Below are 11,199 nucleotides of genomic sequence, written 5' to 3' on the forward strand. Positions count from 1 at the left end.
CCCTACGGCTCCGCCCCGCGCGGGGCGGAGCCGTAGGGGGGCGCGGGCTGTGCCGGGCATTGCGGCCTCTGGCAAAATGAGGATGAAGGCCGCAAAAGCCATCGGTCGATGAGGTGGGGACATGCTCATTGCGCTGGCGCAGACGGACTGCGTGCTCGGTGACGTGGAGGCGAATCTGGAGATCGCCCGCGAGCAGATCGAGCAGTCGGCGGCGCAGGGCGTGGATCTCGTCGTCTTTCCCGAACTGAGCCTGCACGGCTACCACTTGGGCGCGCTCAAGCGGGATGAGTCGCTGGAGGCGAACGATCCCCGGCTGCTGGAACTCAGTACTCGCGGCCCCGATGTGCTGGTCGGCTTCCATGAGCACACGAGTCTGCGGGCGTACAACACGGCGGGGCACTATGCGGACGGTGCGCTGCTGCATGCGCACCGCAAGCTGTACCTCCCCAACTACCTGGCCTGGGAGGAGCGCAAGCACGTCAGCCCGGGGCAGTCGCTGCGGGCATACGACCTGACCAAGTCCAGGACCGGCGGCCGGGGCGCGACGCTGGTGTGCAATGACGCCTGGCAGCCGGCGCTGCCGTGGCTGGCGGTGCAGGACGGCGCCGAGGTGCTGTTCGTGCCGACCGCCAGCGCGGCGAGCCTGGACCCGGAGGCGATGGACACCGGCCTGTACTGGGACACCCTGCTGTCCTATACGGCGAAGATGCTGCAGTGCTGGGTGGTCTTCGTCAACCGGGTGGGCAATGAGCACGGGGCGGCGTTCTGGGGCGGCTCGCGGGCGGTCGACCCGCGGGGCGCGGTGGTGGCGCAGGCGCCCAAGTGGGAGCCCTCGCTGGTCACCGTGGAGATCGATCTCGCCGAGGCGCGGCGGCAGCGGCGTGCGGTGCCGCTGGTCGCCGAGGCCCGGCTGGGCCTGATCGACCGCGAGGTGCGGCGGCTGATCGACGAGGGCGGCGACCACTGAGCGCCGCCGGCCGGCCAGGCGTCAGTGGGCGCCGGTGGATCCCTGGCGGGGCGGCTCGGCGGGCGCCTCGTCCTTGAGGGCCTTGGCCTCGGACTTGAGGATGCGCATCGAGCGGCCGAGGCCGCGCGCCATGTCGGGAAGCTTCTGGGAGCCGAAGAGCAGCACGAGCACCGCGAGGATCAGGATCAGGTGCCAGGGCTCGAAGGCGTTGCGGAGCATGGGCGCGCTCGCTTTCGTCGGGGGCCGGCGGACGTTCTGTCCAGTATGCCCCCAACGGTCCGGCCGCCCGGGCCAGGGTGCGCGCCCGGCACCGGGCGGCCGGACCACGGCTACCAGCTGGACTTGCGGACGCCCGGCAGATGGCCCGCGTGCGCCTGGTCGCGCAGCCGTACGCGGGACAGGCCGAAGGTGCGGAAGTAGCCGCGCGGGCGGCCGTCGATGCTGTCGCGATTGCGCACCCGGGTGGCGCTGGCGTCCCGCGGCTGGCGGGACAGCGCGCGCTGTGCGGCGGTGCGCTCCTCCTCGGGGGTGTGCGGACTGCGGATGACGGCCTTGAGGACGGCCCGCCGGGCCGCGTAGCGGGCCACCGTCGCGCGGCGCTTCTCGTTCTTGACGATCTTGCTCAGCTTGGCCATCAGGCCTTCTCCCCTCGTGCGCGGATGCGGGCGACGGCCGCCTCGATCCCGATGGCGTCCACGGTCTTGAGGCCCTTGGCGCTCAGGGCGAGCCGGATGTGCCGGCCCTCGCTCGGCAGCCAGTAGCGCTTGCGCTGGATGTTGGGGTCGAAGCGGCGCGGGGTGCGCCGGTGCGAGTGGGAGACGGACTTGCCGAAGGCCGGCGTGCGGCCGGTCAGCTGGCAGTGGGCGGACACGGTGCGGTCCTTCCGGTCGGAGCCCCTGGCGGCGCTATTGAAAATGGAAACCATTTCCGTATACTACCCGCATGGCTCGCAATGAACTACGCCCGGTCGTCAAGCTCCGGTCCACCGCCGGCACGGGCTACCTGTACGTCACCCGCAAGAACCGCCGTAACGACCCCGACCGCCTGGAACTGCGCACGTACGACCCGGCGGCCGGCCGTCGCGTCGCTTTCCGAGAGGAGCGCTGAGGACCGCGATGCAGCCTGGAATCCACCCCGCTTACGGGCCCGTCGTCTTCCGTGACCGGGCCGCGGACCACGCCTTCCTGACCAGGTCGACCGCCACGAGCGACAAGACGGTCGAGTGGGAGGACGGGAACACCTATCCCGTCATCGACGTCGAGATCTCCTCGGCGAGCCACCCCTTCTACACGGGCACCGCCCGGGTGCTGGACACCGCGGGCCGCGTCGAGCGGTTCGAGCGCCGTTACGGCAAGCGGGCCCGCTGAGGAGCCGGCTCGACGTCGTGCTGCTCGGCGGCCTGCACGCGGACGCACGGCGGGCCGCCGAGCCCTGAGCACCTGGCACCTGGACCCTGGAACCCGAGGGGCGTGGCACACGTCTCTCCCTCGGCCGTGAGGGCTTCGGGCGCGGCGACCCGTACCAGGTGACGGCGCGCCGGATCAGGGGCCGCGGTCGGGGGTGAGCGGCCGGGGACGGTGCTCGACGAGCTGTGACCGGCTCGGCACCGGCTGTCGTGCACGTGCATCTGCGCATGCATCCGCATGAGAACGCAGCTATGCTCCGGGGCAGTTGACACCTTTTATCACCGGGAGATCCCTGTGCCCCACGCATACAACGGCATGGCCGCCACGGATCTCCACGAGGTGACATGGCAGAAGAGCCGGCACAGCAACTCCCAGGGCTCCTGCGTGGAGTTCGCCAAGCTGCCCGGGGGAGACATCGCGGTCCGCAACTCCCGTTTCCCGGACGGCCCCGCGCTCATCTACACGCCGGCCGAGGTCCAGGCGATGCTGCTCGGCGTCAAGGACGGGGAGTTCGACCACCTCGTACGGGACTGAGCGCCGGTACGAGGTGGTCGGCACACGACAACCGGGCGCCCGCCGATGGCGGTGCGCCCGGTGTGCGGAGACGGCTACGGCAGCCGGAAGAGCGCCCACACGATCTTGCCGTGGGAGGCGCCGGTCAGCGGATGCCAGCCCCAGCTGTCGCTGAAGGAGTCCACCAGATACAGCCCGCGACCCGACTCCGCGGCGGAGTCCGCCTCGCCGGCGACCGGTGAGTCGTCGCTCGGGTCCCGTACGGCGCAGATCAGCCGGGAGGACCAGCGCATCAGATGCAGCCGGGCGGGCGGGGCGGTGTCGTGGTGCTCCGGGGCGGCGAGGATCGCGTGCCGCAGAGCGTTGGTGACGAGTTCGGAGACCACCAGGGCGACCGAGTCGAAGAGCTCGTCGAGATCCCAGCCCTGCAGGGTCTCGCGGGTGAACGCCCGTGCGCTGCGCACCGATTCATAGCGCGGCGGGAGCGTGCGGGACGCGGATCCGGAGACGGCCAGGGGGTCGACGGGAGGAAAGCCCTGCCATAACGGCTCGAGCATGGTCAAAACCTTGGTCCCCATGCGAGGCACTCCTGGCGTTCGCGGACGTCATGACCCTGGCCGGGCAGCCGGATCTGGCGGATCTGGCGGATCTTTCACGAGCGTGCATGCGTGCGACGCCCATGGTTCCCAATGTCCGAGACAGATGCAAGGGCAGATGCACGTGCACGTGCCGTGATTGCGGGGGCACGCACCGGTTCGTCGCGAATTCTTCCGGCTGATTTGTGTGGAGGGCTTGCGGGGGCCTCACACATCCGTAACCGGATGAGCACTCAACGAAGCCCGAACGTGGCAGACTTGCGGCCCTCTGTTGGACGGGGTGGGGTCACAGGAGGGTCGGAGAGGTGTCCGCAAGTGAGTCGAGCGGGTCGGTGGTGCGGCGGATCCTGCTCGGGTCGCAGCTCCGCCGGCTGCGTGAGTCGCGTGGGATAACCCGTGAGGCGGCCGGCTACTCGATCCGTGCGTCCGAATCGAAGATCAGCCGCATGGAGTTGGGCCGCGTGAGCTTCAAGGCACGGGATGTGGAGGATCTGCTCACCCTGTACGGGGTCGGCGACGAGCAGGAGCGCGAGGCGCTGCTGTCCCTGGCCCGGGAAGCGAATGTGGCGGGCTGGTGGCACAGTTACAGCGATGTGCTGCCCGGCTGGTTCCAGACGTATGTCGGTCTGGAAGGAGCCACCTCATTGCTCCGGGTCTACGAAGTCCAGTTCGTGCACGGGCTGTTGCAGACCGAGAACTACGCCCAGGCGGTCGTGAGACGCGGCATGCCGGACGCCGGTCCGGCCGAGATAGAGCGCCGCGTCGCGCTGCGCATGGAGCGGCAGAAGCTGCTGGTGGCCGAGCGGTCGGCGCAGTTCCACTGTGTGCTGGACGAGGCGGCGCTGCGGCGCCCGTACGGCGAACGTGCGGTGATGCGCGAGCAGTTGAAGCATCTGATCGAGGTGTCCGAGCGCCCCAATGTGCGGCTGCAGGTGATGCCCTTCAGTCTTGGCGGGCACGCCGGCGAGAGCGGTGCCTTCACCATGCTCGGCTTCCAGGAGTCGGGCCTGCCGGACGTGGTGTACCTGGAGCAGCTGACGAGCGCGCTCTATGTGGACAAGCCTGAAGAGGTGGCGCAGTACGGGCGGGTGATGGACCGCCTCCAGGAAGAGGGGCCGAATCCGGCCGAGACCAGGGACCTCCTGCGCGGGCTGCTCCAACTTATGTGACGCGTCGGTAGGATGGCGTGCCATCAGGAGTCAGCACACCCCCCATACGGCGCCCTGAGCGCCCTGTTCTCCAGATCGGGATGGCATGTCCTACTTCGACGAGTTGGCGTATCAGTTCATCGACGGTGAGTGGCGCTCGGGAAGCGGCTCATGGGACATCGTCGACTTCAATCCCTATAACGGCGAGAAGCTGACCTCCATACCCGTGGCCACGGTCGAGGAGATCGACCAGGCCTACCGCGCGGCCGAGCGCGCCCAGCGGGCGTGGGGCGCCACCAACCCCTACACCCGCCGGCTCGTCTTCGAGCGTGCGCTGCGGATCATCGACGACCGTGAGGCGGAGCTGGCCGCGGCGATCGCCGCCGAGGTCGGCGGCACCCTCGCCAAGGTGGGCTTCGAGCTGCATCTCGCCAGGGAGTTCCTGCGCGAGGCGGTGCAGCTGGCGCTGCGCGCCGAGGGCCGCATCCTCCCCTCGCCGATCGACGGCAAGGAGAACCGCCTCTACCGGCTCCCGGTCGGTGTCGTCGGCGTCATCAGCCCCTTCAACTTCCCCTTCCTGCTGTCGATCAAGTCCGTCGCGCCGGCCCTCGCGCTCGGCAACGCCGTCGTCCTCAAGCCGCACCAGAACACCCCGGTCTGCGGCGGCGGTCTGGTCGCCAGGGTCTTCGAGGAGGCCGGGCTGCCGGCGGGCGTGCTCAATGTCGTCGTCACCGACATCGCCGAGATCGGCGACGCGCTCATCGAGCACCCGGTGCCCAAGACCATCTCCTTCACCGGCTCCGAGAAGGTCGGCCGGCATGTCGCGACGGTCGCCGCCGCGCACTTCAAGCACTCCGTACTGGAACTGGGCGGCAACAGCGCCCTGGTCGTCCTCGACGACGCCGATGTCGACTACGCGGTCGACGCCGCGGTCTTCAGCCGCTTCGTCCATCAGGGCCAGGTCTGCATGGCCGCCAACAGGGTGCTCGTGGACCGCGCCGTGGAGCGGGAGTTCACCGAGAAGTTCGTGGCCAAGGTCCGGTCGCTGAAGGTGGGCGACCCCACCGACCCGCAGACCCATATCGGCCCGCTGATCAACGAGGGCCAGGCCGAGGCCGTCAGCTCGCTGGTGGACCGCGCCGTCGCCGACGGCGCCGCGGCGCTCGTCCATGGCGAGACCCGGGGCACGCTGGTCGGCCCGAGCGTGCTGAGCGGGCTGCCGGCGGACTCCCCGCTGCTCCAGCAGGAGATCTTCGGTCCCGTCGTCCTGCTGGTGCCGTTCGACGGTGACGAGGAGGCGGTACGGCTCACCAACGCGACGCCGTACGGGCTCAGCGGCGCCGTGCACACCGGTGACATCGAGCGCGGCGTGCAGTTCGCCAAGCGGATCGAGACCGGGATGTTCCACGTCAACGACGCCACGGTGCACGACGAGCCGATCGTGCCCTTCGGTGGCGCCAAGAGCTCCGGGGTCGGGCGGCTGAACGGCGACGCGATGGTGGAGGCCTTCACCACGACCAAGTGGATCTCCATCCAGCACGGGCGGTCGCAGTTCCCGTTCTGAGCGGAGCGCCCCGCGGCGAGCGGGCGCGGATTGCGGACAGAACCTGACCGCAAGGTCTCCTAGCGTGAGTGACGTCGAAAGGCGGACGGCGAAACGGCCGGCCGCCGAGGATGTCACGAAAGGCGGAGCCCATGCCCACTTTTGTAGCTGCCGAGGCACACGGCGACGAGGCCGGCGCGCTGCTGGCCTTCCTGGAGGCCCAGCGCGGCGGGCTGCGGCGGGCGGTCCTGGGCCTGACCGACGCCCGGGCGAACGAGCGGCCGACCGCCAGTGAGCTGTCGCTGGCCGGGCTGGTCAAGCATGTCGCGCAGACCGAGCAGGGCTGGGTGGAGCGGGCGCAGCAGCTGCCGCACTCCATCGAGCGGACCGAGGAGACCTGGCACCTGAGCTTCCAGCTCGAAGACGGCGAGACGCTGGCCGGCATGCTGACGTTCTGGGACGGCGTCGCGCGGCGCACCGAGGAGTTCCTGCGCTCCGTACCGAGCCTGGACGACACCTTCCCGCTGCCCGAGAAGCCGTGGTTCCCGCCGCGGGCCCGGCAGTCGATGCGCTGGCTGATGCTGCACCTGATCGAGGAGACGGCCCGGCACGCCGGTCACGCCGACATCCTCCGCGAGTCCCTGGACGGGAAGACGGCCTTTGCGCTCGTGGACGAGGAGCGGGCGGCACGGCAGGGGTAGCCCGGCGCCCTGCCGGGGCCCTCTAGGCTGACGGCGGGGGCGCGAGGATAGAGGAGACGATGTCGGCGATCCGGCTGCTGGTACTGGGCGCCGTGCGGCAGCACGGCCGGGCGCACGGCTATCAGGTGCGCAATGACCTGGAGTACTGGGGCGCCCACGAGTGGTCCCACGCCAAGCCGGGCTCGATCTACCACGCGCTCAAGCAGATGGCCCGGCAAGGGCTGCTGCTGGCCCATGACACCGCGCCCAGCACCGCCGGCGGCCCGCCGCGTACCGAGTACGAGCTGACCGCGGCGGGCGAAGCGGAGTACTTCTCCCTGCTGCGCACCGCGCTCTCCCGGCACGACGAGAAGGTCGACATGCTCAGCGCGGGCATCGGCTTCGTCGTCGATCTGCCGCGGGACGAGGCGGTGGCGCTGCTCAGGGAGCGGGTGCGGGCGCTGGAGGAGTGGCGGAGCACGGTCACCGAGAATTACACGCCCGAGGGCGGGCCGGGACAGCTCGGCCACATCGGCGAGATCATGCGGATGTGGGTGCACTCCTCGGACAGCGGCGCCGAGTGGACCCGTGGGCTGATCGAGCGGATCGAGGGCGGGGCGTACGTCTTCGCCGGCGAAGGGGAGCCGTTCGTCGGCGTCTTGGCGGACGGGGCGGAGAACCCGTACGCGACGCGGGAGGCAGCGCCGGACGGGGGCCGTGGCGAAGGCCCTGACGAAGGCCCCGACGGGGGCCCGGACGACGCCGGCGAGGAGGAGGGCGAGGGCGGCGCCGCTCACGCGAACTGAGTGAGGCACCTTTGTGCTTCCTCCGTACCCTCCGCGTCCTCCGTACCCTCAGTGGTGGAACGCCGTGGCCACGTTCTCCGGGCGCTGCATCGGGCCCGACTGCTCCCGGAGTTCGGTCAGCAGCTGCTCCAGGTCCGCGAGGAACAGATCGGCGAGGTCCATGGAGAAGCCGTTGCGGCAGACCACCCGCAGGACGGACAGGTCCTCGCGGTTCGGAGGGAAGGTGTAGGCGGGCAGCAGCCAGCCGCGTTCCCGCATCCGCCGGGACACGTCGAAGACGTCGAACGCGGTGACGTGGTCCGCGGTGGTGAAGGCGAAGACCGGCAGCTGGTCGCCCCGGGTGAGCATCCTGAAGTCGCCCAGCGCGCCGATCCGTTCGGCCATCGAGCAGGCCACGTCGCGGGTGGCCTGCTGTACGGCACGGAAGCCCGCCCGGCCGAGGCGCAGAAACGTGTAGTACTGCGCGGCGACCTGCGCGCCGGGCCGGGAGAAGTTGAGGGCGAAGGTGGGCATGTCGCCGCCCAGGTAGTTGACGCGGAAGACCAGCTCCTCGGGCAGCGCCTGCGAATCGCGCCACAGCGCCCAGCCGACGCCCGGGTAGACCAGGCCGTATTTGTGCCCCGAGGTGTTGATGGAGGCGACCCGCGGGAGCCGGAAGTCCCACATCAGCTCCGGATCGAGGAAGGGCGCGATCATGGCGCCGGACGCGCCGTCCACATGCACCGGGATGTCCCAGCCCCGCTTCTCCTGGAGCTCGTCGAGCGCCGCGCAGATGTCGGCAACCGGCTCGTACGACCCGTCGAAGGTCGAGCCGAGGATCGCCACGACGCCGATGGTGTTCTCGTCGCACAGCTCGGCGGCCGAGGCGGCGTCCAGATGGAAGCGGTCGCCCTCCATCGGGACCGTGCGTGCCTCGACCTCCCAGAAGTTGCAGAACTTCTCCCAGCAGACCTGGACGTTGGCGCCCATGACCAGGTTGGGCCGGGCACTGCCCGGATAACGGTCCTGGTTGCGCTGCATCCAGCGCCGTTTGAAGGCCATTCCGGCGAGCATGCAGGCCTCGCTCGACCCGGTGGTGGAGCAGCCGACGGCGGCCGACGGGTCGGGGGCGTGCCACAGGTCGGAGAGCATGGCCACGCACCGCTTCTCCAGTTCGGCGGTGCGCGGGTACTCGTCCTTGTCGATCATGTTCTTGTCCCGGCACTCCGACATCAGGACGCCGGCCTGCGGCTCCATCCAGGTCGTGACGAACGTCGCCAGGTTCAGCCGGGAGTTGCCGTCCAGCATCAGCTCGTCGTGCACGAACTGATAGGCCGCGTGCGGGGCGAGCGGGCCGTCCGGCAGGGTGTGCCGCGGGGGTGCGGTCTCCATTCCGGCGACCGGGTCGGCCTCGCCGTAGAAGGGGTTGACCGGGTGCCCGGTCTGCTTGCGGTCGGATGCCGATGCGCCTTTGTGCAGAGTCATGTGTCGCCACTACCCGTCAACTGGCCGGTGCGAGGCCGTGTTTGATGGCCTTCGTGAATTTCACGACGCGCTCCGCCTGGATGCGGGCGGCGGTGCGGGCGTCGTCGTCGAGCGGTGTGTCCGGGCCGCCGATGTGCGAGGTGCCGTAGGGATTGCCGTCGGAGAACTTCGCCGGGTCGGTGTACCCCGGCGTCACGAGGATGCCGCCGAAGTGGTGGATGGTGTGGTAGAGCGCGAGCAGGGTGGATTCCTGGCCGCCGTGCTTGGTGGCGCTCGCGGTGAAGCCGCTGTAGACCTTGTCGGCCAGCCGGCCCTGCTGCCAGAGGCCGCCCAGGGTGTCGAGGTACTGCTTGAGCTGCGAGGTCACATTGCCGAAGCGGGTGGGGGACCCGAAGATCACCCCGTCCGCCCAGAGCATGTCCTCGTGGGTGGCCTCCATGATGTCGGCGGTGGCGGCGGCGTTCGCGGCCCACGCCGGGTTGGCGTCGATCGCGGTCTGCGGGGCGAGTTCCGCGGTCCGGCGCAGGCGTACGTCGGCGCCGGCGTGCTCGGCGGCGTCCGCGATCAACCGGGCGAGCTCGGCGATGGTGCCGGTCGACGAGTAGTAGATGACGGCGACGTGGACGTCGTGCACGGGCATCGGCATACCTCCTCGAACCAGACAATAAGGGCATAGGGGGTATGGGGCCTCCAGGGTTCACCCAGTGGAAGCGCAACGGGCGGGCGGCCGCCCCGAAGGACCGCCGCCCGCCCGCTTCCGGGGCGTGCGCGCCGTGTCGGCTCTAGCCGGCGCTCGCCAGCGACAGCTTCGCCGCGAAGCCGAGGAATGCCGCCCCGGCGCCCGCGGACAGCCCGGCCGTCAGCCGCTTGCGGCGGCGGAAGGTGGCCGCCAGGTACGTCCCGCTGAAGATGAGGACCGACAGATAGGTGAAGCTGAACAACTGCGCCCAGGCGCCGAGCGTCAGGAACGACAGCACCGGGTGGGCGTACGAGGGGTCCACGAACTGCACGAAGAAGGAGATGAAGAACAAGATCGCCTTCGGGTTGAGCAGACTGACCACCAGCGCCCTGCGGTACGGCCGCTCGGCGGCCTCCTTCGCCGCCCGCGGCGCCTCGCCGGGCTCGGCCCGGCGCGCCTCCCGCCCGCGCCACAGCGCCCAGGCGCCGCGCAGCATCCCGACCGCCAGCCACGTCAGATAGCCCGCGCCGGCGAACTTGACGACGTCGAACAGCACCGGGCTGGTCTGCAGCAGTGAGGCCACCCCGCCCGCCGACAGCGTCATCAGCACGGTGTCGCCGCACAGCACACCGGCCGCCGCCCGGTACGCCACCCGCGGGCCGCGCCGGGCCGCCACCGAAACGACGTACAGCGAATTCGGGCCCGGCAGCAGAATGATCAGCGCCAGCCCCACCAGATACGTGGACAGATCCGTTATCCCCAGCATGGGCGGCAGGATCTCACCCGCGGTCCGCCACCTCAGCGGGTTTCAGTATGCGGACGCGCCCCGGGCCCGTACGCGCCGGCTGTGCGGTCCCGGCTCGTACGGTCCCGGCCTGTGCGGTCGCGATCCGTGCGGTCCCGGCCCGTACGGTCCCGGACCGGTGCGCTCAGCTCAGCGGAGCGAGCACCACGGCCGTCCCGTAGGCGCACACCTCGGTGCCCACGTCCGCGGCCTCCGTGACATCGAAGCGGAACATCAGCACGGCATTCGCGCCCCGCGAGCGGGCCTGCTCCACCAGCCGCTCCATTGCCTGGTTACGGGTCTCGACGAGGGTCTTGGTCAGGCCCCGCAGCTCGCCGCCGATCATCGACTTCAGACCGGCGCCGATCTGACTGCCGAGGTGCCGGGAGCGCACCGTCAGGCCGAAGACCTCGCCGATCACCCGTTCCACGTGAAACCCCGGGACGTCGTTCGTCGTCACGACCAGGACGTCGGACTGGGCGCGCTGCCCACCGCCGTACTCCTCGATGCCCATGCCGCACACCTCCTTGTGGCCAGCATCACCCGGCCCCGGGGGCGCGGCCAGCGGTCGGGGGCCGTCGGGTGGGGTGCGGGCGCCCGCCCGGAACCACAG

The 11,199-nt window shown here is 70.3% G+C and carries 16 protein-coding genes; 8 read left to right on the forward strand and 8 right to left on the reverse strand.

Annotated features, from left to right (window positions below):
• The first annotated feature begins 121 nt into the window (after window positions 1-121).
• Window positions 122-967, forward strand: coding sequence for a nitrilase-related carbon-nitrogen hydrolase (locus EST92_RS28115; RefSeq protein ID WP_129283545.1), 846 nt, complete (start codon window positions 122-124; stop codon window positions 965-967).
• A gap of 21 nt (window positions 968-988) precedes the next feature.
• On the opposite strand, the gene tatA is transcribed toward EST92_RS28115, so the two are convergent.
• The 3 genes from tatA to rpmB all read right to left on the reverse strand — a co-directional run bounded on the left by tatA (window position 989) and on the right by rpmB (window position 1,838).
• Window positions 989-1,186 (reverse strand): Sec-independent protein translocase subunit TatA, encoded by a 198-nt coding sequence (gene tatA, locus EST92_RS28120; protein WP_129250121.1) that lies wholly within the window; start codon window positions 1,184-1,186, stop codon window positions 989-991.
• Window positions 1,187-1,296: 110 nt separating this feature from the next.
• Complete coding sequence (gene rpsN, locus EST92_RS28125) at window positions 1,297-1,602, reverse strand: 30S ribosomal protein S14 (protein ID WP_129283546.1); 306 nt, start codon at window positions 1,600-1,602, stop codon at window positions 1,297-1,299.
• On the reverse strand, window positions 1,602-1,838 hold the full coding sequence (gene rpmB / locus EST92_RS28130) for a 50S ribosomal protein L28 (RefSeq protein ID WP_129283547.1): 237 nt from the start codon (window positions 1,836-1,838) through the stop codon (window positions 1,602-1,604). The genes rpsN and rpmB overlap by 1 nt, the downstream gene beginning before the upstream one ends.
• A gap of 71 nt (window positions 1,839-1,909) precedes the next feature.
• Here rpmB and rpmG point away from each other — a divergent pair, with 71 nt between their 5' ends.
• The 3 genes from rpmG to EST92_RS28150 all read left to right on the forward strand — a co-directional run bounded on the left by rpmG (window position 1,910) and on the right by EST92_RS28150 (window position 2,907).
• The gene (gene rpmG, locus EST92_RS28135) at window positions 1,910-2,074 is read left to right on the forward strand and encodes a 50S ribosomal protein L33 (RefSeq protein ID WP_129283548.1); all 165 of its coding nucleotides are present in this window, start codon (window positions 1,910-1,912) and stop codon (window positions 2,072-2,074) included.
• An 8-nt stretch (window positions 2,075-2,082) separates the two neighbouring features.
• Window positions 2,083-2,334 (forward strand): type B 50S ribosomal protein L31, encoded by a 252-nt coding sequence (locus EST92_RS28140; protein WP_129283549.1) that lies wholly within the window; start codon window positions 2,083-2,085, stop codon window positions 2,332-2,334.
• A gap of 333 nt (window positions 2,335-2,667) precedes the next feature.
• Window positions 2,668-2,907 carry a DUF397 domain-containing protein gene (locus EST92_RS28150; protein WP_096213132.1) on the forward strand — a complete coding sequence of 80 codons (240 nt, stop codon included), beginning with the start codon at window positions 2,668-2,670 and terminating at the stop codon, window positions 2,905-2,907.
• Window positions 2,908-2,981: 74 nt separating this feature from the next.
• Here the strand turns inward: EST92_RS28150 and EST92_RS28155 are convergent, their stop codons facing one another.
• Window positions 2,982-3,464, reverse strand: a complete 483-nt coding sequence (locus EST92_RS28155; RefSeq protein ID WP_129250126.1) for an ATP-binding protein — start codon at window positions 3,462-3,464, stop codon at window positions 2,982-2,984.
• 323 nt (window positions 3,465-3,787) lie between these two features.
• Here EST92_RS28155 and EST92_RS28160 point away from each other — a divergent pair, with 323 nt between their 5' ends.
• The 4 genes from EST92_RS28160 (at window position 3,788) to EST92_RS28175 (ending at window position 7,659) form a co-directional block, all read left to right on the forward strand.
• Window positions 3,788-4,651 carry a helix-turn-helix transcriptional regulator gene (locus EST92_RS28160; RefSeq protein ID WP_129250127.1) on the forward strand — a complete coding sequence of 288 codons (864 nt, stop codon included), beginning with the start codon at window positions 3,788-3,790 and terminating at the stop codon, window positions 4,649-4,651.
• Window positions 4,652-4,736: 85 nt separating this feature from the next.
• Window positions 4,737-6,194 carry an aldehyde dehydrogenase family protein gene (locus EST92_RS28165; protein WP_129283550.1) on the forward strand — a complete coding sequence of 486 codons (1,458 nt, stop codon included), beginning with the start codon at window positions 4,737-4,739 and terminating at the stop codon, window positions 6,192-6,194.
• A gap of 131 nt (window positions 6,195-6,325) precedes the next feature.
• Complete coding sequence (locus EST92_RS28170) at window positions 6,326-6,874, forward strand: DinB family protein (RefSeq protein ID WP_129283551.1); 549 nt, start codon at window positions 6,326-6,328, stop codon at window positions 6,872-6,874.
• Window positions 6,875-6,933: 59 nt separating this feature from the next.
• Window positions 6,934-7,659 carry a PadR family transcriptional regulator gene (locus tag EST92_RS28175; protein ID WP_129283552.1) on the forward strand — a complete coding sequence of 242 codons (726 nt, stop codon included), beginning with the start codon at window positions 6,934-6,936 and terminating at the stop codon, window positions 7,657-7,659.
• A gap of 48 nt (window positions 7,660-7,707) precedes the next feature.
• Here EST92_RS28175 and EST92_RS28180 read toward each other — a convergent pair whose 3' ends face one another.
• From EST92_RS28180 to EST92_RS28195, 4 genes are all read right to left on the reverse strand, one after another.
• On the reverse strand, window positions 7,708-9,123 hold the full coding sequence (locus EST92_RS28180; protein WP_129283553.1) for a glutamate decarboxylase: 1,416 nt from the start codon (window positions 9,121-9,123) through the stop codon (window positions 7,708-7,710).
• A 16-nt stretch (window positions 9,124-9,139) separates the two neighbouring features.
• Window positions 9,140-9,763: an NAD(P)H:quinone oxidoreductase gene (gene wrbA, locus EST92_RS28185; protein WP_129283554.1), complete on the reverse strand. Its 624-nt coding sequence runs from the start codon at window positions 9,761-9,763 to the stop codon at window positions 9,140-9,142.
• Window positions 9,764-9,905: 142 nt separating this feature from the next.
• A complete protein-coding gene (gene leuE / locus EST92_RS28190; protein ID WP_129283555.1) occupies window positions 9,906-10,568 on the reverse strand; it encodes a leucine efflux protein LeuE in 663 nt (220 codons plus the stop codon).
• 163 nt (window positions 10,569-10,731) lie between these two features.
• The gene (locus EST92_RS28195) at window positions 10,732-11,100 is read right to left on the reverse strand and encodes a YbjQ family protein (RefSeq protein ID WP_129250134.1); all 369 of its coding nucleotides are present in this window, start codon (window positions 11,098-11,100) and stop codon (window positions 10,732-10,734) included.
• Window positions 11,101-11,199 lie beyond the last annotated feature (99 nt).

Source organism: Streptomyces sp. TM32 (assembly GCF_004122755.1).
In the GTDB taxonomy this organism is placed as follows: domain Bacteria; phylum Actinomycetota; class Actinomycetes; order Streptomycetales; family Streptomycetaceae; genus Streptomyces; species Streptomyces sioyaensis.

What these genes read in the sequence shown, in the direction of transcription:
- EST92_RS28195 (WP_129250134.1), bottom strand. Translation starts at nt 11,100, where the DNA reads ATGGGCATCGAGGAGTACGGCGGTGGGCAGCGCGCCCAGTCCGACGTC.
- rpmG (WP_129283548.1), top strand. Translation starts at nt 1,910, where the DNA reads ATGGCTCGCAATGAACTACGCCCGGTCGTCAAGCTCCGGTCCACCGCC.
- tatA (WP_129250121.1), bottom strand. Translation starts at nt 1,186, where the DNA reads ATGCTCCGCAACGCCTTCGAGCCCTGGCACCTGATCCTGATCCTCGCG.
- EST92_RS28115 (WP_129283545.1), top strand. Translation starts at nt 122, where the DNA reads ATGCTCATTGCGCTGGCGCAGACGGACTGCGTGCTCGGTGACGTGGAG.
- EST92_RS28155 (WP_129250126.1), bottom strand. Translation starts at nt 3,464, where the DNA reads ATGGGGACCAAGGTTTTGACCATGCTCGAGCCGTTATGGCAGGGCTTT.
- wrbA (WP_129283554.1), bottom strand. Translation starts at nt 9,763, where the DNA reads ATGCCCGTGCACGACGTCCACGTCGCCGTCATCTACTACTCGTCGACC.
- rpsN (WP_129283546.1), bottom strand. Translation starts at nt 1,602, where the DNA reads ATGGCCAAGCTGAGCAAGATCGTCAAGAACGAGAAGCGCCGCGCGACG.
- EST92_RS28140 (WP_129283549.1), top strand. Translation starts at nt 2,083, where the DNA reads ATGCAGCCTGGAATCCACCCCGCTTACGGGCCCGTCGTCTTCCGTGAC.
- EST92_RS28165 (WP_129283550.1), top strand. Translation starts at nt 4,737, where the DNA reads ATGTCCTACTTCGACGAGTTGGCGTATCAGTTCATCGACGGTGAGTGG.
- EST92_RS28180 (WP_129283553.1), bottom strand. Translation starts at nt 9,123, where the DNA reads ATGACTCTGCACAAAGGCGCATCGGCATCCGACCGCAAGCAGACCGGG.
- EST92_RS28175 (WP_129283552.1), top strand. Translation starts at nt 6,934, where the DNA reads ATGTCGGCGATCCGGCTGCTGGTACTGGGCGCCGTGCGGCAGCACGGC.
- EST92_RS28170 (WP_129283551.1), top strand. Translation starts at nt 6,326, where the DNA reads ATGCCCACTTTTGTAGCTGCCGAGGCACACGGCGACGAGGCCGGCGCG.
- leuE (WP_129283555.1), bottom strand. Translation starts at nt 10,568, where the DNA reads ATGCTGGGGATAACGGATCTGTCCACGTATCTGGTGGGGCTGGCGCTG.